This window comes from Micromonospora mangrovicola (assembly GCF_047200535.1).
Classification (GTDB): domain Bacteria; phylum Actinomycetota; class Actinomycetes; order Mycobacteriales; family Micromonosporaceae; genus Micromonospora.
The window spans coordinates 1-23,373 of the sequence record NZ_JBJZOG010000077.1; the positions used below are offsets into that span (position 1 = coordinate 1).

Annotated in this window: 23 protein-coding genes; 10 read left to right on the forward strand and 13 right to left on the reverse strand. The window is 73.7% G+C overall.

Features of this window, described 5'->3' with window-relative positions; translation table 11 throughout:
- Window positions 1-3: 3 nt before the first annotated feature.
- A complete protein-coding gene (locus tag ACL02O_RS24835) occupies window positions 4-690 on the reverse strand; it encodes an ABC transporter permease (protein ID WP_412820562.1) in 687 nt (228 codons plus the stop codon).
- A gap of 2 nt (window positions 691-692) precedes the next feature.
- Between ACL02O_RS24835 and ACL02O_RS24840 the strand changes: the two genes are divergently transcribed.
- Window positions 693-1,685, forward strand: coding sequence for an ABC transporter ATP-binding protein (locus ACL02O_RS24840; protein WP_412820563.1), 993 nt, complete (start codon window positions 693-695; stop codon window positions 1,683-1,685).
- A gap of 6 nt (window positions 1,686-1,691) precedes the next feature.
- Here the strand turns inward: ACL02O_RS24840 and ACL02O_RS24845 are convergent, their stop codons facing one another.
- From ACL02O_RS24845 to folP, 7 genes are all read right to left on the reverse strand, one after another.
- A complete protein-coding gene (locus ACL02O_RS24845) occupies window positions 1,692-2,189 on the reverse strand; it encodes a hypothetical protein (protein ID WP_412820564.1) in 498 nt (165 codons plus the stop codon).
- Between the two features lie 84 nt (window positions 2,190-2,273).
- Complete coding sequence (locus ACL02O_RS24850) at window positions 2,274-2,576, reverse strand: hypothetical protein (RefSeq protein WP_412820565.1); 303 nt, start codon at window positions 2,574-2,576, stop codon at window positions 2,274-2,276.
- Window positions 2,577-2,635: 59 nt separating this feature from the next.
- The gene (locus ACL02O_RS24855) at window positions 2,636-3,856 is read right to left on the reverse strand and encodes an ABC transporter permease (protein ID WP_412820566.1); all 1,221 of its coding nucleotides are present in this window, start codon (window positions 3,854-3,856) and stop codon (window positions 2,636-2,638) included.
- 117 nt (window positions 3,857-3,973) lie between these two features.
- Window positions 3,974-4,462, reverse strand: a complete 489-nt coding sequence (locus ACL02O_RS24860; RefSeq protein WP_412820584.1) for a DUF3180 domain-containing protein — start codon at window positions 4,460-4,462, stop codon at window positions 3,974-3,976.
- A gap of 61 nt (window positions 4,463-4,523) precedes the next feature.
- The gene (gene folK / locus ACL02O_RS24865; protein ID WP_412820567.1) at window positions 4,524-5,051 is read right to left on the reverse strand and encodes a 2-amino-4-hydroxy-6-hydroxymethyldihydropteridine diphosphokinase; all 528 of its coding nucleotides are present in this window, start codon (window positions 5,049-5,051) and stop codon (window positions 4,524-4,526) included.
- A complete protein-coding gene (gene folB, locus ACL02O_RS24870; RefSeq protein WP_412820568.1) occupies window positions 5,048-5,407 on the reverse strand; it encodes a dihydroneopterin aldolase in 360 nt (119 codons plus the stop codon). The genes folK and folB overlap by 4 nt, the downstream gene beginning before the upstream one ends.
- On the reverse strand, window positions 5,404-6,288 hold the full coding sequence (gene folP, locus ACL02O_RS24875; RefSeq protein WP_412820569.1) for a dihydropteroate synthase: 885 nt from the start codon (window positions 6,286-6,288) through the stop codon (window positions 5,404-5,406). Before folP ends, folB begins: the two co-directional genes overlap by 4 nt.
- Window positions 6,289-6,639: 351 nt before the next feature.
- Between folP and ACL02O_RS24880 the strand changes: the two genes are divergently transcribed.
- From ACL02O_RS24880 to ACL02O_RS24910, 7 genes are read left to right on the forward strand one after another with little or no spacing between them, the layout of a single operon-like run.
- Window positions 6,640-6,954, forward strand: a complete 315-nt coding sequence (locus tag ACL02O_RS24880; RefSeq protein WP_412820570.1) for a hypothetical protein — start codon at window positions 6,640-6,642, stop codon at window positions 6,952-6,954.
- A gap of 12 nt (window positions 6,955-6,966) precedes the next feature.
- Window positions 6,967-7,329: a hypothetical protein gene (locus tag ACL02O_RS24885; protein ID WP_091317037.1), complete on the forward strand. Its 363-nt coding sequence runs from the start codon at window positions 6,967-6,969 to the stop codon at window positions 7,327-7,329.
- A 49-nt stretch (window positions 7,330-7,378) separates the two neighbouring features.
- The gene (locus tag ACL02O_RS24890; protein ID WP_412820571.1) at window positions 7,379-10,801 is read left to right on the forward strand and encodes an ATP-binding protein; all 3,423 of its coding nucleotides are present in this window, start codon (window positions 7,379-7,381) and stop codon (window positions 10,799-10,801) included.
- A gap of 1 nt (window position 10,802) precedes the next feature.
- Entirely contained in the window at window positions 10,803-12,734 is a 1,932-nt protein-coding gene (locus tag ACL02O_RS24895; protein ID WP_412820572.1) for an MraY family glycosyltransferase, read from the forward strand.
- A 6-nt stretch (window positions 12,735-12,740) separates the two neighbouring features.
- A complete protein-coding gene (locus ACL02O_RS24900; protein WP_412820573.1) occupies window positions 12,741-13,292 on the forward strand; it encodes a hypothetical protein in 552 nt (183 codons plus the stop codon).
- Window positions 13,289-14,452, forward strand: coding sequence for a M23 family metallopeptidase (locus tag ACL02O_RS24905; RefSeq protein ID WP_412820574.1), 1,164 nt, complete (start codon window positions 13,289-13,291; stop codon window positions 14,450-14,452). The genes ACL02O_RS24900 and ACL02O_RS24905 overlap by 4 nt, the downstream gene beginning before the upstream one ends.
- Window positions 14,453-14,465: 13 nt before the next feature.
- Window positions 14,466-15,065: a hypothetical protein gene (locus ACL02O_RS24910; RefSeq protein WP_412820575.1), complete on the forward strand. Its 600-nt coding sequence runs from the start codon at window positions 14,466-14,468 to the stop codon at window positions 15,063-15,065.
- Between the two features lie 3 nt (window positions 15,066-15,068).
- Here the strand turns inward: ACL02O_RS24910 and ACL02O_RS24915 are convergent, their stop codons facing one another.
- On the reverse strand, window positions 15,069-15,623 hold the full coding sequence (locus ACL02O_RS24915; RefSeq protein WP_412820585.1) for a hypothetical protein: 555 nt from the start codon (window positions 15,621-15,623) through the stop codon (window positions 15,069-15,071).
- A gap of 328 nt (window positions 15,624-15,951) precedes the next feature.
- Here ACL02O_RS24915 and ACL02O_RS24920 point away from each other — a divergent pair, with 328 nt between their 5' ends.
- Both ACL02O_RS24920 and ACL02O_RS24925 read left to right on the forward strand, forming a co-directional pair.
- The gene (locus ACL02O_RS24920; RefSeq protein ID WP_412820576.1) at window positions 15,952-18,474 is read left to right on the forward strand and encodes an FtsK/SpoIIIE domain-containing protein; all 2,523 of its coding nucleotides are present in this window, start codon (window positions 15,952-15,954) and stop codon (window positions 18,472-18,474) included.
- 22 nt (window positions 18,475-18,496) lie between these two features.
- The gene (locus ACL02O_RS24925; RefSeq protein WP_412820577.1) at window positions 18,497-19,198 is read left to right on the forward strand and encodes a hypothetical protein; all 702 of its coding nucleotides are present in this window, start codon (window positions 18,497-18,499) and stop codon (window positions 19,196-19,198) included.
- Between the two features lie 106 nt (window positions 19,199-19,304).
- Here ACL02O_RS24925 and folE read toward each other — a convergent pair whose 3' ends face one another.
- From folE to ACL02O_RS24945, 4 genes are all read right to left on the reverse strand, one after another.
- On the reverse strand, window positions 19,305-19,970 hold the full coding sequence (gene folE / locus ACL02O_RS24930; protein WP_412820586.1) for a GTP cyclohydrolase I FolE: 666 nt from the start codon (window positions 19,968-19,970) through the stop codon (window positions 19,305-19,307).
- Window positions 19,971-20,005: 35 nt separating this feature from the next.
- Window positions 20,006-22,018 (reverse strand): ATP-dependent zinc metalloprotease FtsH, encoded by a 2,013-nt coding sequence (gene ftsH, locus ACL02O_RS24935; protein ID WP_412820578.1) that lies wholly within the window; start codon window positions 22,016-22,018, stop codon window positions 20,006-20,008.
- A gap of 406 nt (window positions 22,019-22,424) precedes the next feature.
- The gene (gene hpt, locus ACL02O_RS24940; RefSeq protein WP_091070183.1) at window positions 22,425-23,000 is read right to left on the reverse strand and encodes a hypoxanthine phosphoribosyltransferase; all 576 of its coding nucleotides are present in this window, start codon (window positions 22,998-23,000) and stop codon (window positions 22,425-22,427) included.
- A gap of 99 nt (window positions 23,001-23,099) precedes the next feature.
- The gene (locus tag ACL02O_RS24945; protein WP_412820588.1) at window positions 23,100-23,345 is read right to left on the reverse strand and encodes a hypothetical protein; all 246 of its coding nucleotides are present in this window, start codon (window positions 23,343-23,345) and stop codon (window positions 23,100-23,102) included.
- Window positions 23,346-23,373: the final 28 nt, after the last annotated feature.

The following is a 23,373-nucleotide window of genomic DNA, read 5'->3' on the forward strand; positions in this document are numbered from 1 at the left end:
CGCTCACGCCGGCCGCCGGCGGAGCCACGGGGTGAGCAGCCGGCCCACCCCGGCCAGCACCAGGTCCAGCACCAACGCCAGCAGTACGCAGAGCACGGTGCCGGTCATGATCTCGGCCTTGTAGAAGTTGTTCTGGAAGCCGGCGAAGATGAGCTGCCCGAGGCCGCCCCGGCCGACCACCACCCCGACGGTGACCAGGGCGACCGTGGAGACGGTGGCCAGCCGCAGGCCGGTGAGGATGCCGGGCAGGGCCAGCGGCAGCTCGATCCGGAACAGGCGGGCCCAGCGGCCGTAACCCATCCCCTCGGCGGCCTCCCGGACGTCGGGCGGCACCTGGTTGAGCCCGGCCAGCGCGTTGCGGACGATCACCAGCAGCGCGTACAGCACGACCACGCTGAGCACGGTCACCGCCCCGATGCCCAGGTACGGCCCGAGGAAGGCGAAGAGCGCCAGCGACGGGATCGTGTAGAGCACCCCGGTCACCGCCAGCACCGGCCCGGCCAGCGACCGGAACCAGTACGCGGCCACCGCGAGCGGCAACGCCACCAGCGCGGCGATGAACACGGCACGGGCGGTCAACCAGGCGTGGTCACGCAGCGCGGCCAGGATCGTGTCAGAGTTGTCCCGCACGTACTGCCAGGAGAACCACGGGTTACCGGGCGCGGCCCGGTAGCTCAGGTGGAGGGACACACGTGGACGTTACCCCGGGATCCGACGCCGGACACGGCGCCGCCTCGATCACCCTCGAGCGCATCGGCAAGCGCTACCCGGACGGGACGGAGGCGGTGCGCGAGCTCAGCCTGGAGGTCAAGGCCGGCGAGCTGGTGGTGCTGATCGGCCCGTCCGGGTGCGGCAAGTCCACCGTGCTCCGCATGATCAACCGGCTGATCGAGCCGACCCACGGCCGGGTCCTGCTCGGCGACGACGACGTCACCCGGGTCGACCCGGTCGGGCTGCGCCGCCGCATCGGGTACGTCATCCAGAACGTCGGCCTGTTCCCGCACCAGACGGTGGCCACCAACGTGGCGACCGTGCCCGGGCTGCTGGGCTGGCCCCGGGAGCGGACCCGGACCCGGGTGAACGAACTGCTGGAGCTCGTCGGCCTCGACCCGACCCAGTTCGCCCGCCGCTACCCGCACGAACTCTCCGGCGGCCAGCGGCAGCGGGTCGGGGTGGCCCGGGCGCTCGCCGCCGACCCGGTGGTGCTGCTGATGGACGAGCCGTTCTCCGCCGTCGACCCGATCGTCCGGACCCGCCTGCAGGAGGAGTTCCTGCGCCTGCAGGCCGAGGTCCGCAAGACCATCGTGCTGGTCACCCACGACCTGGACGAGGCGGTCCGGCTGGGCGACCGGATCGCGGTGCTCTCCGAGGGCGGCCGGCTGGAGCAGTACGACACCCCGGCCGCCCTGCTCGGATCGCCCGCCTCGCCGTTCGTGCGCGAGTTCGTCGGCGCCGACCGGGGCATCCGCCGGCTGGCGGTCACCCCGGTGACCCGGGACGTCCTCGACCCGCTCCCCGCCGGCGGGGCGGCCGACCTCCCGGCGGTCCCGCTGGGCGGCTCGGCGTACGACGCGCTCGGCGCGCTGCTCACCTCCGCCGCCGAGCAGGCCGTGGTCACCGAGGAGGGGCGTCCGGTCGGGGTGCTCAGCCGGACCCGGGTGCTGGGGCTCGGCGTCGTCGACTGAGCCCGCTCAGGCCCGGCCGCCGAGGCTGGCCAGGCCGATGATCCAGCCGGCGAAGAAGCCGTAGGTGACCCCGGTGCCGGTGCCCTGGAACGCGGCGAGCAGCGAGCCGGCCGGCCCGAGGAGTGCGGACAGCAGCGCGGCGAACCCGGCGGCCAGGATGTACGCGGCCCAGCCGGAGAGGAACTGGCTGACGCCGCCCTGCACCCGGGCCACCTGGGCGGCGGGCAGCAGGTAGAGCAGCGCGGCGGCCAGGATCAGCAGCAGGGCGGCCCGCAGGTCGGTGGCGAGCACCCCCTGGGACGGGTCGTCCGCGTGCAACTGCCAGGCGGGCCAGGCGAGCAGCCGCAGGAACCAGCCGCCGGCCCCGTTCAGGTCGGTGTCCTGCACCCAGCCCACGTACAGCGGGCTCCCGCAGACCCCGACGAGCAGCAGCGCGGCGAGAGCGCCGGTGCCGGCGGCGGTGCCGTACCCGCTGACGGTGCGGGGGCGGTTGGTGAGGGCCATGGGGCGGTCAGTTCCCGGCCCACCTCGCCGGGCAAACCTGCGGGTACGCCCGCCCGCCGCGGGCCGGCGGGCGGCCATCGGAGGTCAGTGCTTCATCAGGTAGTCGATGAACGCGGCCCGCAGCAGCGGAGCGGACTCCTCGTATCCGTGCCCGGTCAGCTCGCGCCAGAGGGCGTTCGCCTCGTCGATGGTCGGTCCCACCGAATTGGGGGCACCGTCCAGCGCCGCCGCCTCGTCCGCGTTCGGCAGGTGCCGCAGCACCGACCAGAAGAACCCCAGGTCGCGACGCTCCCACGCCAGGTGGAACGCCTGCTCGCGCAACTCCTCGGTGGAGAGCTTGTCGAGCTCGTCGAAGCTTCGGCCGCCGGGGACAGGAGTCTCGGTCATGCCGCCGAGCCTAACCGGCGAGATCAGCTCCGGCCCGCCGGACGCGACGCACCGCGGTGTCACCGGTCGTCGGTGTCCCAGCGGCGCGGGTCGCTCTCCCAGCGGGGCGCCTCCCAGGCGTCCACGGTCGTGTCGGTCCGTACCGGCAGCACCGAGGGCCAGGCGTCGGCCGGCTCCGGGGGCGGGGTCAGCGCCCAGCCGGCGCTGATCGTGCCATCGCCGGGCGGCCCGACGGGGGCCGCCGTGCCGGTGGCCTGACGCGGCCGGCCGAACGCCTCGACCAGGCGGGTGACCAGCAGCCCGGCCCCGAGCGTGGCCCCGCCGACGGCCCACCGGCTGATCGTCCAGCCGCGGGCCTGCGCGTAGGCCAGGAAGACCTCGACCAGGCTGACCGCGAACAGCGTGCCGAAGATCCCGCCCCGCCGGCCGTACGCGCTGGTGCCGGCGAGCATCACGGTGCCCACCGCGAGCACCGTCCAGCCCAGCCCGGTGCTCGGCACCACCGGGCCGGGCCCGTTGGCGGCGATCAGCACGCCGCCGAGCAGGGCCAGGACGGTCGAGGCGACCAGGGCCAGCGCGGTCACCGTGGCGGCTGCGGCACCCCGGCGGCGGGCCGGGTCGCCGACCGGCCGGAACCGGCCGACCAGCCGCCGGACCGGCTTGATCGCACCGAGCAGCCCGCCGAGGACGGCCACTCCGGCGAAGCCGAGGAACAGATAGATGGCGGTGCTGCGGGGGTCGTACCCGCCTTGGACGACGACCGGGGCGGTGCGCCGCTCGATGTACACGATCACCGCAGCCGCGCCGGCCAGGCTCGCCGCCCAGCCGGGCACGTGCAGCACCACCACCGCCAGGCCGAGGGCCAGCCCGCCGAGGGCCGCCACGAGCAGCGCCGGCAGCAGCGCCTCCCGGACGCCCTGGTCGCCCTGCTCGGCGAAGTGCAGCGCGGCGGCCACCGCGATCGGGCCGATCGCCAGGTTCACCGCGGCGGCGCGCAGGGTCAGCCCGGCGGCGAGAACGAGCATCCCGAGCCCGGCGACGTCGACCAGCAGCGACTTGAGGCCGCCGCCGCGCAGCGCGTCCGGGTTCTCCCGCCAGAGCAGCCAACCGGCCGCGACCAGGCCGATCAGCAGCAGGATCTCCCAGACCACGTGGACCGCCATCCGGTCCCGACCGGGCTCGCCGTGCGACGGGTCGTCGAAGACGTTCTCCAACACGGTGGCCGGCACCCCGGACGACGCCTCCGCAGGCGCACCCTGGCCCGTCTCGTCGTACCCCATGGCCGCGCCTCCCACATGGCGGCCGTCAAGGTCCGACGTGCTGGCGGACCGGCGGCGGCCGTTGCTCTCCGGTCGCCAGGGACGGTACCTGCGGGCGCGGGTGGTGGGAACCCCTGATCAGAGGCGCCCGCGGGGGGTCTCCCGGTCGCCGGGCTCCCGGTCCTCGTCGTCCTCCTGCTCCGGAACCCGGCAGGACCGCTCCAGCCAGAGCGCCGCGGCGACCAGCGCCAGCGAGGCGAGCAGCCCGGCGCCGCCCGCCGGCCGGTCACCGATCGCGGCGTGGGTCCGCTCGACGAAGAGCCAGCCGGTGAGCCCGGCGTAGAAGCCCGCGAAGATGGCCCCGGCCAGCGCGGACGCCTTGGCCAGCACCACGAACCGGGCGACCAGCAGCGGATTCACCGGGTCCCGGCCCGGACGGCGCTCGATCCGGCCGCGGGTGTTGACCGCCGCGTACCCCTCCAGGACCGCGAGACCGGCCAGCGTGATCACCGGCAGCCACGGCAGGTTGGGCGCCACCTCGTAGTAGAAGCTGCTGATCAGCAGCCAGGCCACGGCGGCGGCGGCCAGGCCGGCCACGACCAGCGTGGAGATGCGGGTGGGCCCCATCCGGAACTGGTGGGGGTCGCGCGGGGACTGCGGCTGACTCATGCCGTCCGGCTCCACTGGCTCATGATTCCGACTCTAACGCCAGATCCGGTCGGGGGCGCAGTTCCAGGGCGTCCCCGGCCAGCGGCTCGGCGTTGAGCAGGTCGGTCAGCCAGCCGTGCCCGGGCAGCCGGCCGTGCGGCTCGATGTCGATCCACGGCCGCAGCACGAAGGCGCGCAGGTGGGCGCGGGGATGCGGGAGGGTCAGCTCCGCCTCGTCGCTGAGCACCGGCTCGCCGGCCTCGTCCCAGACCGCGATGACGTCGACGTCGAGGGTCCGCGGCCCGTACCGCCGCTGCGGGTCGCGGGTCCGCCCGGCCGCCATCTCGGCGGCCCGGGCCCGCGCCAGCCAGTCGCGCGGGCCGGCCGCCGGGTCCGCGACCAGCACCGCCGCGTTGAGGTACGCGGGCTGGTCGGCGTCCCCCCACGGTGGAGTCTCGTAGACGCCGGAGACCACCAGCACGGTGTCGCCGAACGAGGCCACCGCCGCGCGGAGGTGGGCGAGCCGGTCGCCGAGGTTGCTGCCGATCGACAGCACGGCCCGGCTCACCGGGTACGCCGCATGGTCACGGCCACGTCCCGGAAGGTGTGCGGGATCGGGGCCTCGGGCTTGTGCACGGTGACGGTGGCGGCGGCGACCAGCGGCTCGGCAAGGCAGACCGCGAGCAGCCGGTCGGCGAGCGTCTCGATCAGGTTGACCGGCTCACCGCCGACCACCGCGACGAGCCTCTCGGCCAACTCGCCGTAGTGCACGGTGTCGGTCACCTCGTCGGAGCGGGCGGCCGGGGCCAGGTCGAGTTCGAGCACCGCGTCGACGACGAACTCCTGCCCCTGGGCGCGCTCAAAGTCGTAGACGCCGTGCCGGCCGTGCGCGCGCAGGCCGGTCAGCTCGATCCGGTCGGTCATCGCTCCCCTTCGTCGGCGCTGCGCGCGGCGGTCGCCCCGCTCGGCGTCAGCCGCGGGCTGCCGGTGGCCCGCCAGACAGCGAGCGCGTCGACGGTGCCGCGGACGTCGTGCACGCGTACGCCCCAGGCCCCGGCCGCCACGGCGAGCAGGCTGGTGGCGATGGTGGCCGCCTCGCGGCCCGAGGTGGGGCGGGGGTTGCCGTCGGGGTCGGCGAGCAGCTGGCCCAGGTACGACTTGCGGCTGGCCCCGAAGAGCAGCGGGAAGCCGAGGTCGACCAGCTCGGGCAGGCGGGCGCTGAGCTCCCAGTTGTGCGCGGCGGTCTTCGCGAAGCCGAGCCCCGGGTCGATGATGATCTTCTCGGCGGCGACCCCGGCGGCCAGCGCCTCGTCGACCCGCTGGCTCAGCTCGGCCCGCACGTCGGCCACCACGTCGGTGTAGCCGGCCAGGTCCCGCATCCGGCGCGAGTGGCCGCGCCAGTGCATGAGCACCCAGGGGCAGCCGGCGTCCCGGACCACCCGGGCCATGTCCGGGTCGGCGAGCCCGCCGGAGACGTCGTTGACCACGTCGGCCCCGGCGGCGAGAGCCGCCTCGGCCACCCGGGCCCGGCTGGTGTCGATGCTTACCGGGATGCCGGCGGCGCTCAGCGCGCGGATCACCGGGAGCACCCGGGTGGTCTCGGTCTCCGCGTCGACCCGGTCGGCGCCGGGCCGGGTGGACTCGCCCCCCACGTCGACCAGGTCCGCGCCGTCGGCCCGCAGTCGCACTCCGTGTCCGACGGCAGCGTCGAGATCGGCGTATCTGCCGCCGTCGGAGAAGGAGTCGGGCGTGACGTTGAGGACGCCCATCACCACCGGGACCCGCGCCCGTACCAGATCGGTCACGACCCGACACTACCGTTCGCCAGCAGGGCTTCCGGCGACCCGGCCGGTCACCGGCGACGACGGCCCTGACATGCGGATTGGAACAGGTGTACGATCGGTCGTCCAGGTCGGTTCGGGTCGACTCTTCGCGGGTTGTCGCAAAGGTGCCCGGCCCGTACGCTTTGGAATTGCCCGGCATCGAGATGGCGAAGCCTGGAGGGAGGGCCGAAGCGGGAAGAATCCCCCCAAAGCTCACCACTCTCCGTGGTGGGTGACAAACACAGGGTTGCGAACGCTGCACCCAGAGAGCACCATCCCGCCAGGCTTACTGCACCACCGCGGCACCGCCGGCCGCGACATGGGGAGGTTTCAGTGATCGCCATCGAGCTCCTGGCGACGGTGTCGTCCGCCGTCGACCACGCGCTCCACACCCTGGCGTCGACTCCACTCGCCGAGCCGGCCCCCAAGGGCATCGACACCAATGGCGTCGTCAGCTTCTTCGCCAGCAAGATTGCGCCGATCCTGCTCGCCGTACTGGGCGTCATCTTCATCGGGCGCGCCAGCCGGGGCGAGATCTCCAAGGTGCTGACCAGCTCGGCCATCGCCATCATCGGCCTGGCCTTCATCGCCGGGGCCGCCACGCTCTTCTTCGTCGGCGACTACCTGATCGACCTGATCTTCGAATAGGCGCGGGCGACCATGCGGCTGCGCACCGACGACGACATCTACCGGGCTCGTCTCGTCTACCTCGGGCCGCCCGGATACACCCTTCCCGTGCACCTCCCGTACGCCCAGTACGGCCTGTTCATGCTGCTCGTACCCCTCTACATGTTCATCCACTGGCTGTTCACGCTGCAGGTCGAGCTCTTTCCCGCCTGGGAAATCTCGCTCGCCATCGTGACCACCTCGTTCATCTTCCGGTACGTCGACCCGGACCGGCCGGCGCGCATGGTCATCCGGACCGCGCTGACGGACTGGCGACGCACCCGGGAGCCGGCCGCCGAGCTGCGCGACCCGCGCCTGGTGGCGAGCCGGATCAGGATCCGGGAGGAACTGGCATGACCGGGCGTACGCCGACGGCGCAGACGGACGACGCGGGTGAGGCGGTCGCATGAGTCGCTCTTCCACGCCGGGATCCCCGGCCGGACACCCGGCCGACCCGTACGGTAACCGAGCGCGATCGTTCGACTACCCGCCGGACGAGGAGCTGGACGAGGTCGTCCTCGACCCGGCCCTGGTCACCACCCCCGGGCACGGTCGCGTCGGCGTCTTCCAGCCGCCCCGGCCGGCGACGTCGCGTACCCCCGGCCAGGAGCAGCGGGTCGGCCACCCGGCCGGTGACAGCGCCGACATCGACTCCCCCTTCCTCGACCTGTTCGGCGGGGCGCAGCCCGGCCCGCGGCGTCCGGCCGGCCCACCCGCGCCCCGTCCCGGCACGCCGCCGCCAGCCGAGCCGATGCCGGTGGTCGCGCCCCCACGCCGCGGCGTCGGGCGGGACGCCCTGCCGATCCCGCACCAGCACACCGCCCCGGCCGAGCCGGCCCCGGCCGAGCGGCGGCCCGCCGGCCGCGAGGTCGAGCCGGCCGCCGGGCGGCTCCTGGAGAACAGCGGCGGCGGGCGGCCGGCGGGGCGTACCCGTACGGCCGGCGAGGTCACCCGCGGGCCCGCCACCGAACCGGACGACCAGCCGGCCGGCCACCCGCCGGCCCTGGAACCGGCGCCCAGCGGGCGGACCCGGGTGCCGCACCAGCCCGGCGACCGGCTCCCCGCGCTCCGACCGACCACCGAGCCGGAGCCGGCCGACCTGGAGCCGCCGGTCGACCGGCCGGCCCGCCGCGCCGGCCGGCAGACGGACGAGGCGGCCCGGCCGGAGGGTCGCGAGGTGGCCACCTCTCCCAGCCGCGAGGTGGCCCCGCCCCGGCAGCGGTCCGCCGCGCGGAGCGGACGGCCCATCAAGCCGGTCCGCCCCCCAAAGATCAAGTTCGGTGACCGCGACCCGTCCGTGGAACTGGCGATCACCGAGATCGCCGGTCACCTGACCTTCACCCCCAACACGGTCACCGCCTGGTACTGGCTGCCCGAAGTGCGCTGGGCGTTCCGCCCCGACGCCGAACGGGAGGCGCTGCTCTCCGCGATCTCCGAGCAGTACGCCGGCCTGGCCGGCTTCCGGCTGCACCTGCGCCGGACCACCCGGCCGTTCCCGGCCGACGAGTGGGCCCGCACCGTCGACGCGCACACCGCGTCACCGCTGCCCGACGTGCCCGGCACCCCCGGCTGGGCCGACCACCTGGTGGCCGCCCAACGGCACCTGATGTCGGTCAACCACGCCGAGGGGCAGACCTACCTCGGGGTCACCTTCGCCCGCCGCTCCCTCGGCGACTCGCTCACCGAACGGCTGCTGCGCACCTTCGGGCGGGGCACCGCCGACGGCGAGCGCCGCAAGCTGGGCCGCACCGTCGAGCAGTTCGACGAGGTGCTCGGCGCGTTCGGCATGCGCGGGCGCCGGGTCACCGCGCAGGAGCTGGAGTGGCTGCTCTACCGCTCGGTCGCGCTCTGCATGGCACCCCCGGGGGCCCTCTCCCCGGTCACCAACGGCCGCTGGGAGCGCGGTGACCTGCTCGCCCTCACCGAGCAGGTCGAGCGCTACCGCACCCCGTACGGATCCACGGTGAAGCTGGTCAACCGGATGACCGGCGAGGAGCGGCACGTGGCCGTGCTCGCGGTGGGCCGGATGGAGCCGCTGGAGATCCCCGAACGGCACGAGCCCTGGCTGCACTTCCACGAGCGGCTGCCGTGGCCGATGGAACTCTCCACCCGGGTGGACATCCTCGGCTCGGGCGACTCCTTCCGGAACCTCGAGCACCGGCTCCGGATGATCCGGTCCCAGCAGCTCGACTACGCCGAGCACGGCATCGACGCCCCGCCCGAGCTGGAGCGGCTCGCCAAGCGGGCGCTGGTGATCGGCGACGAGATGACCACCGGCCTGCCGGTCGACTCGGCACGCGCGCACGGCTGGCACCGGATCGCGGTGGGCGGTCGGACCCGCGAGGAGTGCCTGGAGCGGGCCCGCCGGCTCATCCAGCTCTACTCCCGCGAGCTGCGGATCTCGCTCCAGCACCCGAAGAACCAGGACTGGCTGGCCCGCGAGTTCATCCCCGGCGAGCCGATCGCCAACACCGGGTACGTCCGGCGGATGCCGGTCAACCTGCTGGCCGCGGCACTGCCGCAGGCCGCCTCCACGGTCGGCGACCGGCGCGGCGACCTGATCGGCCGGACCGCCGGCACCTGCCGGCGGCCGGTCTTCCTCGACCTGCACTTTCCCATGGAGGTACGCGAGCGCTCCGGCCTCGCGGTCTTCGTCGCCGAGCCGGGCGGCGGCAAGTCGACCCTGCTCGGCGCGCTCGGTTACCTCGCCGCCCGGCGTGGCGCGCAGGTGACCCTGCTCGACCCGTCCGGCCCGCTGGCCCGGCTCTGCGCCATGCCCGAGCTGGCCCCCTACTCGCGGGTGCTCAACCTGACCGGCTCCGACCAGGGCACCCTGGCCCCGTACGCGCTGATCCCGACGCCGCTGCGCAGCGAGTTCAGCGCCGGCGCCGCGGGCGACCGGGAGTTCGAGATCGCCGTCTCCAACGCCCGCGCCGAACGGCGCATGCTGGTGCAGGACATCTGCATGATGCTGGTGCCGCCGCAGGTGGCCCGCGAGGCGTCCACCGCCACCCTGTTCCGGCACGCCGTACGCCAGGTGCCGGCGGAGGAGACGTCCACCCTGGACGACGTGGTCGCCTGCCTCCAGGGACTGGACGACGACGCCGGCCGGGAGCTGGCGAACCTGCTGCTGGACACCGCCGAGATGCCGCTCGCCATGCTCTTCTTCGGCCGCCCGCCGGAGGGCCTGCTCGGCGCCGACGCGGCACTCACCGTGATCACCATGGCCGGGCTCCGGCTTCCCGACCTCAAGATCGAACGCGAGTACTGGTCGGCGGAGGAGGCCCTGGCCCTGCCGATGCTGCACACCGCACACCGGCTCGCCGTCCGGCGCTGCTACGGCGGCTCGATGTCCTCCCGCAAGCTGGTCGGCCTGGACGAGGCGCACTTCATGGAGGGCTGGCGTTCCGGGCGGTCGTTCCTGGTTCGGCTCGCCCGCGACTCCCGCAAGTGGAACCTCGCCGCCCTGGTCGCCTCGCAGAACCCGAAGGACATCCTCGGCCTCGACGTGCAGAACCTGGTCTCCACCGTCTTCGTCGGCCGGATCGCCGAGGACTCCGAGATCGCCTCGGAGGCGCTGCGGCTGCTGCGGGTGCCGGTCAACGACGGCTACGAGGCCACCCTCGCCTCGCTCTCCCAGGCCGACAGCGGCTCGGCCGCCCGGCTCGGCTTCCGTGAGTTCGTCATGCGCGACGTCGACGGGCGCGTGCAGAAGGTCCGGGTCGACGTGTCGTACGTCGACGGGCTGCTGGAACACCTGGACACCACCCCCGCCGCGGTCGCCCGGGCGGCCGGGCAGTTGCCGACCCTGGCTGATCTGGAGGCGTGACATGGCGCGGGCCCGGGCACGGATCGCGGCGCTCCTCCTCGCGCTCGGCGTACTCGCCGGAGCCACCATCGCCTGGCCGTTGGTCGGGTCGACACCCGCGTACGCCGCCACACCGGTCGCCCAGGCCCGGGCCGAGCTGTGCAGCACCAAGGAGTGGCAGGCGGACTTCCGCGCCTGTGTCGCCAAGCTCAAGGAGGTCAGCCAGGACCAGGTCGAGTGCCGCAACGCGCCGGTCCCGGGTGCGCCGGACTCGGGCCTCGCCGGATGGTTCGCCTCCCGCCCCGACTCGGCGAAACTGCCCGGCCCCAAGGGGCTCTACAGCGACTACGGCTACGCCGGCTACAGCTACACCACGTACGACGTCGACGGCGGCTGCGCCTCGTCGGTGCTGCACCCGGACTACCGCTTCACCACGATGGTCGCCAACGGCGAGTTCATGTTCGCCGACGGGGTGATCGGGGCGTCGAACGCGCTGCGCGAGCGGGCCTGGGATCCGCGGTCGATGTGGAGCTGGGCGGACCCGCTGGTGGAGCAGGCGACCAAGGCCGTGTACCAGAAGGTGTTCAGCGTCTTCGGGATCATCACGCTCTGCGTGGTCGGCCTCTACCTGCTCTGGCGCTCGCGCCAGTCGGACATGAGCAACGCGATGACCACCGCCGGCTGGGCGGTGCTGGTGATGGTGGCGGTGACGGCCCTCGCCGCCTGGCCGGTGAAGTCGGCGAACGTCGCCGACAACACCCTGATCACCACCCTGGGCGTCGTCCATGACGCCGTCGGACCCGCGTCGAAGGACATCCCGCCGGACAAGTGCGTACTGCCGAACCCCGATGCCTGTGTTGACAAGCGTCCGCCTGCGGTCCGGGCCAGCGACACCGCCACCGAAACCATGCTCTACCGGAACTGGCTGCGGGGTGTGCTCGGCTCTGCCGACAGCGAGACCGCCAGGAAGTACGGCCCGGCGCTCTACGACGCCAAGTCGCTCTCCTGGGAGGAAGCGGAGAAGCTCCGCCAAAATCCGGCGACGCGCGAGGCCACCATCAAGGCCAAGCAGCAGCAGTGGGCCCGGGTCGCCGAGCAGATCAAGTCGGAGGACCCGGAGGCGTACGAGTACCTCCAGGGCACCCGCGACATGGACCGGATCGGGGCCGGCTTCATCGCGGTGCTCGCCTCGCTGCTCTTCGCCATGTTCGACCTGACCGCGTCGCTGCTGGTGCTGCTCGGCTTCCTGATCTTCCGGTGGGCGGTGATCGCCGCGCCGATCCTGGGCACCGTCGGCCTGATGCGGCCGGCGAGCGCCGGCCTGCGCCGGCTCGCGAACGCGGTGGTCGCCGCCGTCTTCAACATCGCGATCTTCGGTACCGGCGCGGCCATCTACCTCTTCGCGGTCGACCTGATCATGAACACTCCCACCCTGCCCGGGTGGCTCCAGGTGGTGCTGGTCTGGCTCTGCGGCGTGGTGGGCTGGCTGCTGCTCCGCCCCTATCGGCGGATCACCCAGCTCGGCGGCAAGGACAGCAGCGAGGCGATCAGTTCGGCCGGGTCCTGGCACCGCCGGTTCTTCCGGGATGTGCGAGTGGCCGCGCGGCTGGACGTGGTCGAGCCCGGCGGCACCGCCGAACCGGCGGTCGGCCGGCGCCGGGGCGTGCCAATCGACCAGAGCAGCCTGCGGCCCGAGGCCCGGCACGAGGACCCGTCGCACGCCGCAACGGCCACCGAACGCCACCGGCCGGACGGGCAGGAACGGGCCGACGAGGCCCCGACCCCCGAGCGGTCGGCCGGTGGCCGCACCACCGCGCCCCGGCCCCGCCGGGAGCCGGCCTGGGCCGAGCCGGACATCCCCGAGGAGGCGCCCGCCTTCGCCGTCTACCGGCCGGACTCGGCCGACCGGGCACCGGCTCGGCCGGCTCCCCGTGTGCGCTCCGAGGCCCGGTGAGGCCCGATGCGTCGCGCGCTGGAATTCCTGGTCACCCGGATACTGCGGTCCCGGCTCGGAATCGCGCTCGTGATCGCGGCCCTGGTCTTCGGCGTGATCGGTGCGGCCCGGCTGGTCTCCGGGCCGGTCGACCCGACCGCCGGCCTCAGCACCCGGCCGCGCGAGCCGATCAGCACGGTGGACCCGGCGGCCGGTGACGACGGCCTGCTGTCGAGCCCGACGTCGGCTCCCTCGCCGAAGACCCGCCCGGGCGAGCCGTCCCCGGAGCAGGTGGCCGCCCGGTTCACCACCGCCTGGCTGGGCGGACCGGGCAGCAGCGGGCCGGACTGGCTCGCCCGGCTCGAGCCGATGTCCACCGCGACGCTCACCGAGAAGCTGACCGGCGCGGACCCGGAACGGGTTCCGGCCCGGCGGGTGACCGGTCCGGTGACGCTGCGACCCCGGACGGAGTCCTTCGTGCAGGCGCTGATTCCCCTCGACAACGGTCGGCTCCGGCTCGACCTGGTGGCGCCGGACGGCCGGTGGCTGGTGGACGCGGTCGACTGGGAGCGGCAGTGAGCGCCGCACCGGCCGTCCGCCGGAAGCTGCGACTCGGCGCGCTGGCCACCGCGGCCACCGCGGTGCTCGCTGTGCTCTGCTGCGTCGGCGGCGCCGGGGCCTTCTTCCTCACCGAGCTGGGCAACGAGGAGAAGGACGGGGCGGCCCTCGCCCATGGCTGCAACCTCGGCCAGCGGGTGAACGTCACCGGTGAGATGCCCCGCTTCGCCGAGTACGGCGAGGGGCAGCTCCGCAACGCCGCCGCCATCATCAAGGTCGGCCAGGACCGGAAGGTGCCCGCCCGGGGATGGGTCATCGCGCTGGCCACCGCGATGCAGGAGTCCGCGCTGCGCAACCTCGCCAACAGCACGGTGCCGGACTCGCTCGGGCTGCCGCACGAGGGGGTCGGTGCGGACCACGACTCGCTGGGCCTCTTCCAGCAGCGACCCGGCTGGGGCAGCGTCGAGCAGCGGATGACGCCCTCGTACGCGGCCGGGAAGTTCTACGACAAGATGGTCCAGGTGCCGAACTGGGAGCAGCGGCCGCTGACCGTGGTGGCGCAGCAGGTCCAGGTCAGTGCCTTCCCCGACGCCTACGCGAAGCACGAGGAGTTGGCCGGCCGGATCGTTGACGCGCTCGCGGGCGGGGCCGCGCGTACCGTGCAGATCGCCGGCCGAGCGGTCTGCGACGCCGCCCGGGGGGCCAAGATCGCCGCCTCCGGCTGGACCGCCCCGCTGCCCGGCGGAATCGCCTCCGGCTTCCGCACCCCCGAACGCCCCAGCCACAACGGCGTCGATCTCGCCGCGGACAAGCGCACCCCGATCCACGCCGCCTCGGCGGGCCGGGTGCTGGTGGCTCGCTGCGACCCCGACCACTCCGGACGGCGGGACTGCGACCGCGACGGCTGGCCGGGCAAGGGCGGCTGCGGCTGGTTCGTGGACATTCTGCACGCCGGCGGGTACATCACCCGCTACTGTCACATGATCGAGCGGCCCCAGGTGGCGCCGGGGCAGCGGGTCGAGGCGGGCCAGGTGATCGGTCTCTCCGGGACCAGCGGCAACTCCTCCGGACCGCACCTGCACTTCGAGGTGCACGTGGACAGCGACCGGTCCAGCCGGGGCGCGATCAACCCGGTGCAGTTCATGCGGGAACGCGGCGCACCGCTGTCCGGTGCGGAGTGAGGTCCACCGGCGCATGAGCAACCCGCTGCCCGACCCGTTCGCGGACCAGCCCGACTGGGCGCCGCTGCCGCCCCGCCCCATCGAGGTCGTGCCCGCGACCGGCCGGGTGGAGCTACGGGGCCAGCGGGTGCTGGTCGGCCTGCCCGGTCTCGGCTGGCGCGGCGACCTGCGCGCCGACGAGCGGGTGGTGCAGGGCAGCCGGACGTACGTGCCGGTCATCCCGGAGCACGAGTGGTACCGGGCCGAGTCCGAGCAGGTCGAGGTCTTCGCGCCGCTGGTGCCGGTGGAGCGGGTCTGGGTGGAGACGGTCGGCGAGCGGCGGCCCTCAGGCCGGCCACCCGAGACGGGCATCCGACTCGTCTCGCTCGACGCGCCCACCCACCGCCCGCCCACCCCGGTCTTCGAGGCGGACGCGGTGACCGGCCGGCGCGTGGTGCACGTGACCGGGTCGACCGAGCGGCGCGACCTCCGCGCGGTGACCGAGACCTACTCCGGCGCGGACGGCGACATCTGCGTCCGGGTGGCCCCGGAGCTGGAGTGGTATCGCTGGGCGTGGCGCGGACAGGCACCGAGCACCCTGGAGCTCCCGGTCCACCTGCTCTGGCTCGAGTAGCCCCTACCCGGGCTGCGCCGAACAGACCCGCCAACCATCGACATGGCGTGTCTCGAACCGCCAGCTCTGCCGATCGCTCTGGGAGCTCCCGTCAACCAGAGCCGAGATGATGAGATCCACCTCGACCACCGCGTTGTTGCCCTTGCGCTGTGTCCTTAGGGCCCCCCAGCTCACCGAGATGTTCGTGTCGAACTTCTTCTCGCGTTCGGACAGGTCGTCGCGAAGCGCGCGCAGGCTCCCCAGTCCGGACTGGCCTTCGCATGCGAGCTCCTTAGCCTTCGTGTCGTTGCGGTCCACCAGAGACGCACGGAGGTAGTTGTCTACCACCACGTCGGGAGCACTTCGGTCGGGTGCGGTAGCGCGGTCGTACAGCACGAAACCGACCACCGCGCCGGTGCCGCAGAGCACCGCCAGCACCCCGGCGACGACCGTAAGGACGGTCCGCAGCCGCCGACGCGGACGCTCGGGTGCCGGAGCCGGCGCGGGGGGCGCCAACTGCTCGGGCGGGGTCCGCTGCGCCGGTACGCGGGAGACCTGGGAACCGGCGGGGGGCTGCACTGATTCCACCTCCTGAGGCTATCGGCTGCGCGCCGCGTACCCAATGCCTCAGATCTCCGGATCGCGCCGAACCGCCGGGACAGTACCCGGTCCGCCCGGCGACCGGCCGGGCGACCGGGTCCCCTGCGGACCGCGCGGCACCGGTCGCCGCCTGTGGGCCTGGCCCGGACACCGCTCGACCAGCCGGCCCGGCCGGGCCGGCCGGCGAGTGAGTCGGCGTGCCGCTGGGGGTAAAGACCGGCGCAGCGCCGACCGACATCCCGGGGGTCGGGCCCCGGCTGGGATACCGTCACAGCTCGGGGAGCAGATGTCGGCCTCGGGAAGAGAGGTGGACGCGGTGGCGAGTCCGAAGGCGCGAGCCGGCCGGGCCGCCGTCCTGCACCGGCGGGCGGAGGCGGCCGCGACGGCTGCTGCCGGCATCCTCGACGAGATCCGGCCCGCTCCGGCTGACCATCACCGGCAGTACGAACTGGCCGAGCGGCTGCGTGCGGCCGCGGCGCTCGCCGCCCCCGGCTGGGCGGGCGCCGCGCTGGACGGGTTGGCCGTGGCGACCCCGCCCGGCGACGGCCCGCCGCCCCTGGTCCGGGTGGGTACCGCCGCGCCGCTGGACGACGCCCGGTTCCCAGCGCTGGTGCCGCTGCTCGGCAGTGGACACCTGGCCGTCGACAGCGATGCCAATGACCCGCGGGTGGCCGGGCTGCTCCGGGGCCTTCTGCTGCGGCTCTTCGCGGCCACCCCGGCCGGCACGTTGCTGGCCCGCGCGGTCGACGGCACCGGCCCGGCGAACGTCTTCGCCGGCTTCGCGGCGCTGGCCGACGCGGGCCTGCTGCCGCCGCCCGCGACCGACCTGACCGGGCTGCGGGCGGTGCTCGCCGAAGCCGAGCAGTGGGTGGCCGCCGGCACGGCCCGGCAGCGCGGACACGATCGCACGCTGCTGCTGGTGGTGGCCGCTCTGCCGGACGGCACCGCGCCGTCCGATCTGGCCCGGATCGAGGAGCTGACCGCCCGGGGCCACCGCGCCGGGCTGCACCTGGTGCTGGCCGGGTGGCCGTCCGGGTCGCCACTGCCCCAGGCCACCACGGTCGCGGTGCGCAACGCGTACGCGCTGGTCGGCGATCCGCCCGGCACCGCGCTCAGCAGTCCCGGGGCGGAGGCGCCGGGCGGGCTGAACTCCCCGGTCTTCGTCGAGGAGGACCCGCCGGAGGAGCTGGTCACCGGGGTCTGCCGCCGGCTGGCCCGGCAGATCGAGGACGGCTCCCGGCTCGCCCTGACCGACCTGCTGCCGACCGGCGACCTCTGGGCGGAGGGCTCCGCCGACGGGCTCGCCACCATGGTCGGCGACGCCGCCGGTCGGCCGGTCAGTCTCGGGTTCACCGAACTCACCCCGCACTGGCTGGTCAGCGGCCGTTCCGGGGCGGGTCGCTCGGCGTTCCTCACCAACGTGCTGTTCGGGTTGACCGCCCGGTACGGCCCCGACGAGCTGGTCGTCCACCTCGCCGACCTCGGCGAGGGCGAGTCCTTCGTGGAGTTCCTCCAGACCGAGTGGGACCGCTCCTGGGTGCCGCAGGTCCGGGCCGCCGGGATGGCCGCCGACCGGGAGTACGTGGCGGACCTGATCGGTGAGCTGGAGGCGGAGCTGCGCCGCCGCGAGGAGGCGGGCCGGCGGGCCGGCGGGCAGCGGTACGCGGAGTTGCGCCAGCACCAGGCGCTGCCCCGGATCGTCTGCGTGATCGACAATTTCCCGCTGCTGCTCCGGGAACGGGACCGGCTCGCCACCGACCTGCTGGCCCGGCTGGACGGGCTGGCCCGCGCCGCCCGGGCGTACGGGATCCACCTGGTCCTGGCCGGCGAGGGCGACCTCGGCATCGGCGGCCCGCGCGACCCGCTGCTCGGCCAGTTCCCCGTTCGGGTGGCGCTTCCCGGGGGCTCGGCGGTGCTGGAGCCGACCAATGACGCGGCGGCCGGGCTGCCGGTGGGGAGCGCGGTGGTGAACACCGCCGGCGGGCTGGGCGGCCCGCGCGGCGCGACCCGGGGCCACGAGCGGATGATCCGGTTCCCGGATCCGCACGACAATCCGAAGCTCCTCGCGGACCTGCGGCACCGGCTCTGGTCGGGCCGCCCGGAGGGCGCCATCCCACCGGTGGTCTTCGCCGGGTACGCGCGCCCGCTGCTCGCCAACGACCCGCGCCACCGGGCCGCGCTGGCGGGCCGGGCGCACGCCCCGGCCGCCCTGCTCGGCCGGGCGGTGGACGTGCGCCGCTCCACGGTGGCCGTTCCGCTCGGGCCGGCGGCCGGCCGGAACCTGGCCGTGCTGGGCCGGGACGAGGAGGCGGAGCGGCTGCTCGTGACGGCGGTCCGGAGCGCGGCGGTGCAGCAGGGTCGGGCCCGGTTCGTGCTGGCGCCGCTGGCGAACGGCTCGACCGAGGCGGCTGCGGCCCTCGCCGCCGAGCTGGCCGAGCGGCACGAGGTGGCGACGGTGGACCTGGCCGGGCTGCGGGCCGCCCTCACCGCAGGCGACCCGGGCTACCTGGTGGTGTTCGGGCTGGACGTGCCGGACGCCAGCGAGCTGCCGCCCGAGCTGCTGCGGGCGCTGCTGCTGGAGGGTCCACCCGCCGGGCGGCACCTGCTCGGCTGGTGGCGCACGGCCGGTCCGCTGGTCGGGCTGCTCGGCCCCGAGGGCGAGGTGGACAAGCTGACCGCCGTGGTGGTGACCGACGTGCCGGGCGGCCGGCTGGAGCAGCTCTTCGACCGGCCCGTGTCGTGGCGACCGCGGCCGGGCCGGGCGATGCTCTGGGACGGCCCGGGCGAGCAGGGAACGGTCCTGGTGCCGTTCGGGGAGGAGCCGTCGTGACCGGGCGCGGTGAGGTGGTGGCATGAACGGGGCCGGTACGGCGGTGCCGGCGCCGCGCGCAGGTCGGCCTACGAGCGAGCCGGATCCGGTCGCGGCGGCCTGGGCCGACTACGTGACCGCCGCCCGGCAGCTCGACGGGGTACGCCGGGCCGCGACGACCGCCGCGTCCGCGCAGGCCCGGTCGGTGGCGGCGGCCCGGGAGGAGCTGACCGCGGTGCGGGAGCGGCTCGCTCCGCAGCAGTCGCGGCTGCGTGAGCTGGGGGTGCCGGCGATCTCGCTGGTGCCGACGCCGCCCGAGGTGACCGAGTCGGCCCGGACGATGGCGGGCGGCCCGGCGGCCGTGCTGGCCGCCCTGCGCGGTGCCCGGAACTGGGCGGAGACGGCGGACCACACGCTCGCCGCCCGGGGCCTGCCCCGGCTGGCCCGCTGGCCGGCGCGCCCCCGTAACCTGCTGGTGTACGGGCCGCTGGCGCTGCTGGTCCCGCTGGTCCAGGTGCTGCTCTTCGTCGCCGACGGCACCGGCCCGGCGAGCATCGCGGCGCTGGTGTTCGGGCTGCCGATGCCGGCGGTCGCGTTCATGGTGGGCTGGCTGGCGGTGGGGCGGCTGTTCCGGCCCCGCGCGGAGGACCGGGTGGACCGGACGCCGCGCTTCGGCGCGCTGGTCTGCCTGGTGCCGGCGGTGCTGACCACCGCCGGGCTGGTCCTGGCGATGTTCCCCGGCTGAACCGGCCCGGACCGGCTGCGCGGCGCCACGGGCGAGCCGGGCGTGGTACGACGTCGGCCGCGCCGCCCCGGTACGGAAGCGACGCGGCCGACGGGTGTCGTACAGGTCAGCGCGGGATGATCAGGGACATCGCCTCGGCGCGCGACTTGGCGTCGCGCTGGAAGGTGCCCCGGACCGCTGAGGTGATCGTCTTCGCGCCGGACTTCTGGATGCCGCGCATCGCCATGCACATGTGTTCGCACTCGAGCACCACCACGACGCCGCGCGGGTCCAGCTTGCTCATCAGCAGGTCGGCGATCTGGGAGGTGAGCCGCTCCTGCACCTGCGGCCGGCGGGCGAAGACCTCGACCAGCCGGGCCAGCTTGGACAGCCCGGTGATCCGGCCGTCCGGTCCGGGAATGTAGCCGATGTGCGCGCTGCCCCGGAACGGCAGCAGGTGGTGCTCGCAGAGACTCGTCACGTCGATGTCCCGGACGAGCACCAGCTCCTCATGGTTGGCCTCGAAGGTGGTGCTGAGCACCTGCGCCGGGTCGACCCGCAGGCCGGCGAAGAGCTCGGCGTACGCGCGGGCGACCCGGGCCGGGGTCTGCTGGAGGCCGTCCCGGTCCGGGTCCTCGCCGACGGCGATGAGGATCTCCCGGACCGCCTTCTCGATCCGGGCGAGGTCGACCGTCTCCTCCACCGGGCGCCCGGTCAGCTTGCCGCTGATCAGGCGCGCGGCGACGAAGTCGAGGCCGTCGTCGCCGTCGGGCTCGGTCGCGGAAACGGCCAGCTCCCGGTTGCGGGAGCTGGCCGTCGGGTCGGTGCTCAGTGGTTACCGTCCGAGTTGTTCGTCGAGGGGGATCCACCGACCGCGGCGCCGTCGGCCTGGGCCTGCGCCTTCAGGGCCTCCTTCTCGGCGGGCGTGAGCACGGGCGGCTCGGTGGAGGGCTGGCGCTTGCCGAAGCCGTGGTACGGGGCCATCGGCGGGCGCTTCGCCACCCGGGCGCAGATCCGGGACATGTCGGCGGTGGAGAGGGTCTCCTTCTCCATCAGCTCGAGCACGATGTTGTCCAGGACGTCCCGGTACTCCACCAGGATCTCCCAGGCCTCGTCGTGGGCCAGCTCGATGAGCGCCCGCATCTCGGCGTCGATCTCGGCGGCCACCGCGTCGGAGTAGTCCCGCTCGTGGCCCATGTTGCGACCGAGGAACGGCTCGTCGCCGCTGGTGCCGTACTTGATCGCACCGAGCTTGGAGCTCATGCCGTACTGGGTGATCATCGCGCGGGCCAGCTGGGTGGCCTTCTCGATGTCGTTGCCGGCGCCGGTGGTGGGCTCGTGGAAGACGAGTTCCTCGGCGGCCCGGCCGCCCAGCGCGTACGCCAGGGTGTCGATCATCTCGGCCCGGGTCTGGGTGTACTTGTCCTCGGTGGGCAGGACCAGGGTGTGGCCCAGCGACCGGCCCCGGGACAGGATGGTCACCTTGTGCACCGGCGCGGCGTGCGGCAGCGCCCAGGCGACCAGCGCGTGCCCGCCCTCGTGGTACGCGGTGATCTTCTTCTCCTGGTCGCTCATCACCCGGGTCCGCCGCTGCGGACCGGCGATCACCCGGTCGATCGACTCCTCCAGGGAGTCGTTGGTGATCGCCCGCTGGTCCTTGCGGGCGGTGAGCAGCGCGGCCTCGTTGATCACGTTGGCCAGGTCGGCGCCGCTGAAGCCGGGGGTGCGCCGGGCGACCGAGTCGAGGTCGACATCGGGCGTGAACGGCTTGCCCTTGGCGTGCACCCGCAGGATGGCCTTGCGGCCCTCCATGTCGGGGGCGTCGACCGGGATCTGCCGGTCGAAGCGGCCCGGGCGCAGCAGCGCCGGGTCGAGGATGTCCGGTCGGTTGGTGGCGGCGATCAGGATGACGCCGCCCTTGGTGTCGAAGCCGTCCATCTCGACGAGGAGCTGGTTGAGGGTCTGTTCCCGCTCGTCGTGGCCGCCGCCCATGCCGGCGCCGCGGTGCCGGCCGACCGCGTCGATCTCGTCGACGAAGACGATCGCCGGCGCGTTCGACTTGGCCTGCTCGAAGAGGTCGCGGACCCGGCTGGCGCCGACACCGACGAACATCTCGACGAAGTCCGAGCCGGAGATGGAGTAGAACGGCACCCCCGCCTCGCCGGCGACGGCGCGGGCGAGCAGGGTCTTACCGGTACCGGGCGGGCCGAACAGCAGCACGCCCTTCGGGATCTTGGCGCCCAGGGCCTGGTACTTCGCCGGGTTCTGCAGGAAGTCCTTGATCTCGTGCAGTTCCTCGACGGCCTCGTCCGCCCCGGCCACGTCCGCGAAGGTGGTCTTCGGCGTGTCCTTGGTGATCATCTTCGCCTTGGACTTGCCGAAGTTGAGCACCCGGGAGCCGCCGCCCTGCATCTGCGACATGAAGAACAGCAGCAGGAGCACGAGCAGCGCGATCGGAAGGAGGTTGACCAGCAGGCTGACCCAGACGCTGTCCGACGACACCTTGGTGTCGACCGGGCCGCTGATCCGGCCGCCCGTCTTGGCCTCGCGCACCTCGTTCCAGACCTGGCCGCCGACCTCGTAGGGGAACTGCGCCTCGATCCTGTCGGTGGAGGTGTCGTCGAACTTGGCCTTGTCCTTCAGGTCGAGCTGGAGCGTCTGCTCCTTGTCCTGGAAGACGACCTTCTCGATGCCACCCTTGCTGAGCTGTTCGAGCGCAACGGAAGTGTCCACGCGGTGGTAGCTGGGACCAGCGGTGAACAGCTGACTGAGCACAACGGCGCCGAGGATGACCAGGATGATCCAGACCACCGGTCGGCGGAAGAAACGCGTACGTTCCATGCTGTCGTCGGGCGCCGAGACGCCCGCATCCTCCTGATCGACGTCCTGACCGTCTGATTGGTGTCGCCGCCGCGGGCGGCGGCCGCAGCCGCCGTGCGGGCCGGCCCCGACCCCGGGGCGCGCGAACTGCCGCGCCACGGTCATTCGACGGTACACCGTTCGTGCCAGATGTGAGCTTGCGAGCCTGGCACTTACGCGTACGGCGAACCAAGGTTGGGGCCGACGTGACGGGAACTCCCCGCCCGACCTCCCGACCGCCCGGTCACGCGGACGAGGGGTCGGGCGTGGAGGGTGCCTCCACGCCACCGGCCTCTACCGTAGTCCGAAAGGCTGAGAGCCCGCTGAACGTCCGCTTGACAGCTCGGCGGCCGTACCGCCAGGCGGCCCCGGGTGGTGGCCGGGGCGCTCAGGCGCGGGCGTAGACCTCGGGCTTGAGCACGCCGACGTAGGGCAGTTCGCGGTAGCGCTCGCCGAAGTCGAGGCCGTAGCCGACGACGAACTCGGTCGGGATGTCGAAGCCGACGTACTTCACCGGGACCTGCACCTTCACCGCGTCCGGCTTGCGGAACAGGGCGACCACCTCGACGCTGGCCGCCGAGCGCGACTCCAGGTAACGCAGGAGCCAGGAGAGGGTGAGGCCGGAGTCGACGATGTCCTCGACGACCACCACGTGCCGGCCGGCGATGTCCCGGTCCAGGTCCTTGAGGATCCGGACCACGCCCGAGGAGGTGGTGCCCTGGCCGTAGGAGGAGACAGCCATGAACTCGAGCTCGGCGGGCGGGCCCTGCCGGCCCAGCGCCCGAGCGAAGTCGGCCATGAACATGACCGCGCCCTTGAGCACGCAGACGAGCAGGAGTCCGTCCTCGACGTGCGCGTAGTCCGCCGAGACCTGCTTGGCCAGTTCCGCGGTCTTCTCGCGGATCTGCGCCTCCGAAATGATCACGTGGTCGATGTCGGCGTCGTACCAGGAGCCGTCAGCCATGCTCATAGCCTGCCGTACGGCCGACGGCCACCGTCGGCGGGGCCGCCCCTTTTGGCGCGGTCCCGCCGGGGATTTTCGGCGCGGAAGGCGCAAATCACCTCAGCAGGTACGGGAGCGCCAACGGTTGCCGTCGTCGGTCGGCTTCCAGTCGGCCGAGTCCCGGCTGTCGGCGGTCAGCCCGAGACCACTTGCGACACCGAGGAGCAGCAGGGAGAGAAGAAGCAGTAGAACGATCATGGCGGCGCTCGCTTTCGCGTGATTGATGTCGGTTTCGCCGCCGGTGCGCACCGGACTGGAACCAGTCTGCGGGCCGCTCTGCCGCCCGGACAGTGGCAGGAATGCCATCGGGCATCGATTTCCCGCCACCTCCCGG

Bases quoted from the DNA above. Each gene is read 5' to 3' on its own strand.
- ACL02O_RS24850 (WP_412820565.1), bottom strand. From the start codon at position 2,576: ATGACCGAGACTCCTGTCCCCGGCGGCCGAAGCTTCGACGAGCTCGAC.
- ACL02O_RS24855 (WP_412820566.1), bottom strand. From the start codon at position 3,856: ATGGGGTACGACGAGACGGGCCAGGGTGCGCCTGCGGAGGCGTCGTCC.
- ACL02O_RS24925 (WP_412820577.1), top strand. From the start codon at position 18,497: ATGAACGGGGCCGGTACGGCGGTGCCGGCGCCGCGCGCAGGTCGGCCT.
- folB (WP_412820568.1), bottom strand. From the start codon at position 5,407: ATGACCGACCGGATCGAGCTGACCGGCCTGCGCGCGCACGGCCGGCAC.
- ftsH (WP_412820578.1), bottom strand. From the start codon at position 22,018: ATGGAACGTACGCGTTTCTTCCGCCGACCGGTGGTCTGGATCATCCTG.
- ACL02O_RS24945 (WP_412820588.1), bottom strand. From the start codon at position 23,345: ATGGCATTCCTGCCACTGTCCGGGCGGCAGAGCGGCCCGCAGACTGGT.
- ACL02O_RS24885 (WP_091317037.1), top strand. From the start codon at position 6,967: ATGCGGCTGCGCACCGACGACGACATCTACCGGGCTCGTCTCGTCTAC.
- ACL02O_RS24860 (WP_412820584.1), bottom strand. From the start codon at position 4,462: ATGGGGCCCACCCGCATCTCCACGCTGGTCGTGGCCGGCCTGGCCGCC.
- ACL02O_RS24895 (WP_412820572.1), top strand. From the start codon at position 10,803: ATGGCGCGGGCCCGGGCACGGATCGCGGCGCTCCTCCTCGCGCTCGGC.
- ACL02O_RS24845 (WP_412820564.1), bottom strand. From the start codon at position 2,189: ATGGCCCTCACCAACCGCCCCCGCACCGTCAGCGGGTACGGCACCGCC.
- ACL02O_RS24910 (WP_412820575.1), top strand. From the start codon at position 14,466: ATGAGCAACCCGCTGCCCGACCCGTTCGCGGACCAGCCCGACTGGGCG.
- ACL02O_RS24890 (WP_412820571.1), top strand. From the start codon at position 7,379: ATGAGTCGCTCTTCCACGCCGGGATCCCCGGCCGGACACCCGGCCGAC.
- ACL02O_RS24900 (WP_412820573.1), top strand. From the start codon at position 12,741: ATGCGTCGCGCGCTGGAATTCCTGGTCACCCGGATACTGCGGTCCCGG.
- hpt (WP_091070183.1), bottom strand. From the start codon at position 23,000: ATGGCTGACGGCTCCTGGTACGACGCCGACATCGACCACGTGATCATT.